Raw genomic sequence first — 2,507 nt, forward strand, 5'->3', positions numbered from 1 at the left:
TGCGATTGTCAAGAAAAAACTGAGCCAGTCGCCAGAAAAAAAATGAGCCACTAGCGCCAGGAAAAAAGTGAGCCACTATTGTAGAAACGCTGGGAAAAAAGTAAGCCACATAAATGCATGAAAAATAGGGCTTGAGTGGTGATGCTATTCATAATTTTAACCCTTTTTTCCGTTTAATATCGTCTGTTCCAGCCTATAGGAATCCTTGACATTCATATTGAGCAGATGGGATCGAAAGGTTATTCTATCAATCAATGCAGCGACCATGATTTCATTTTCAAAAAGGTCAGTCCAACTTGAAAACTCCAGATTGGTAGTTAAAATGATACTGGCTCGTTCAGAACGCTCTGATATCACCTGGAACAGCATCTCCGACTGGTATCTATTGAAGGTCAAATATGAAAGCTCGTCAATGATCAGCAAATCCACCTTGGAAAGGCTCTTTTCTAGTTTTGACAACCGGTGGAGTTGCACAGCTTCGGCAAGCTGATTTGCAAGGTTAACCGCAGTATAAAATCGCACATTGAACCCAGCATAGCAGGCCTTCATTCCAAGCCCTATGGAAATGTGGGTCTTTCCAGACCCAGGATTTCCTATCATCACGATATTCTGCCTGTTCTTGATAAAATCGCAAGAAGCAAGCTCCTGAATGTAGCCTTCTGAAACATGCTCCAACCTTGAGAAGTTAAATTCATCAAGGGTTTTCATTACAGGAAATCCTGCTCTTTTAATCTTTCGCTTCTGACCAGTTTCCCGCCTTTGGGAGAGTTCAAGCTTCATAAGCTCACACAGAAATTTATCATACCCATCGCCGGTAGCAAGTTGTCTTACAACATTCTCATATCCCTTAAAGGTCGGCGTTTTAAGTTGTTTAGCGTATAATTTTATTGACTCTTTTAATGGATTTAAGCTACTCATACCGCAGCACCCCTTGTTAGAAGGTTATCATATTTTCCAAACTGTGGTTTTGCAACTTTGACGTCAAGCCTGGGGTGTATCTTGGCAGGCTGATTAACCGGTATCAGATGTGCCTGAATCTGTTCGATAGTTATTTCGGTGCCCTGTACGCATTTAATTGCTGTCATCAATCTTTCCTCACCGAAATCCACATACATCCGTAAAAGCTTTACCATCTCATGAGGGCCTGACAGTCGTCGGCCCACTTCCATCAGTGCTTCTGAGATGTTGTTCTTTACCGGTTTTGCATTGTAGGCACTACGGGGGCGTTGTTCTATCAGTTCTAAGTAATGCTCAAGCCGATATTTTGTGGTACCTCTTTCGTAGCACCTTGGATATCGAGCTATCTCGGAGTCCCGATACATAAATGCAATTTCATTACCATAGCCTTTTACAGTTATCTCTTTGCTGGCATACTTAACCGGAACGGAGTAGTTGTTGTAATCAAACCTGACTGTTGAGAAATCATCTACTCTGGCAATTATGCTCTTGCTGGGATCAAACTTAAACCGTGGCAGTTTTGCCATCCTTAAACATGCGCTTTGAGCCATTTTGCCGACTATCTGGTCTCTGCCAACAATTCTATGATTCCGATATTTTAAACATCTACGCAATATTTCGGTATTCAGCTCATCTATGGTATTTACTCTTGGAATTGGCACAAAGATATTGCGCCTAACCCAGCCGACAAGACCCTCAACAAGACCCTTTTCATGCCCAGAGGCGATATTGCAGAATTCAGCTTGAAAGGCATAATGGGCCGCTAAGGCAGCATATCTATCCTGAACCTTGGCATGTACGCCAAAGCCATCTTTAACGGCAACCTTGGCATTGTCGAAGATCACCTTGTGAGGAGCACCGCCAAAGTATTCAAACCCGGTTATTTGCCCCTCAAGGAAACTTTCCTCGTTTTGTCGGTAAAATACTTTGCAGAACATATCGGCACTGTAACACTCCCGCATACACCACAGATTAACCTTTAGCTTTTTGCCTGCAAGGTACACGGTTGCTTCGCCCCAGTCCACCTGTATTGCTTCACCTGGGTCATACGACAGGGGGATGAACACTTTCGGGTGCTTGGCCCTAAGCTCTGCAACAATCTCTCTTATCGTTGATTCACCGCCTGTAAAGTCTTTTTCGGTGACTAATCGGTCGAAGATCCTTTTTGCCGTGTGTTTCTGCTTTTTGATATTTTCCATCTCATCTGCGGCAAGACACGATTTGATGAATTCCAGCACTTCCTCTGTTACTACATACTTACTGCGGCCACTCGTACCTTGCCTTTTCCACGGAACATTTGAGCCGTCAAAATACCGGCTCACAGTGTTCCTTGATATACCAAGAGTTTTCGCAATCGAACGCTGGGACAAATTCTCGTGCTCGTGCAGATACCGGATTTTCTCGTAGATATCCACTTCTATCGCCACTCCTTTACCTCCTATATCACCAGATTTATGACTCTCTGATTATACAGGATTTTTATTACAAGTGGCTCACTTTTTTCCTGGCGTTTTCTTTAATTCTGGCTTACTTTTATTCTAGCGTTTATA

The 2,507-nt window shown here is 43.1% G+C and carries 2 protein-coding genes; both read right to left on the reverse strand.

All coding sequences use genetic code 11. From position 1 onward, the window contains the following. Nucleotides 1-156: 156 nt before the first annotated feature. The gene (gene istB, locus Ga0451573_RS18775) at nucleotides 157-918 is read right to left on the reverse strand and encodes an IS21-like element helper ATPase IstB (protein WP_231685723.1); all 762 of its coding nucleotides are present in this window, start codon (nucleotides 916-918) and stop codon (nucleotides 157-159) included. After that, entirely contained in the window at nucleotides 915-2,384 is a 1,470-nt protein-coding gene (gene istA, locus Ga0451573_RS18780; protein WP_231685724.1) for an IS21 family transposase, read from the reverse strand. Before istA ends, istB begins: the two co-directional genes overlap by 4 nt. Between the last annotated feature and the right edge of the window lie 123 nt (nucleotides 2,385-2,507).

Origin of the sequence: Phosphitispora fastidiosa (genome assembly GCF_019008365.1) — a bacterium.
Lineage (GTDB): Bacteria > Bacillota > Thermincolia > Thermincolales > UBA2595 > Phosphitispora > Phosphitispora fastidiosa.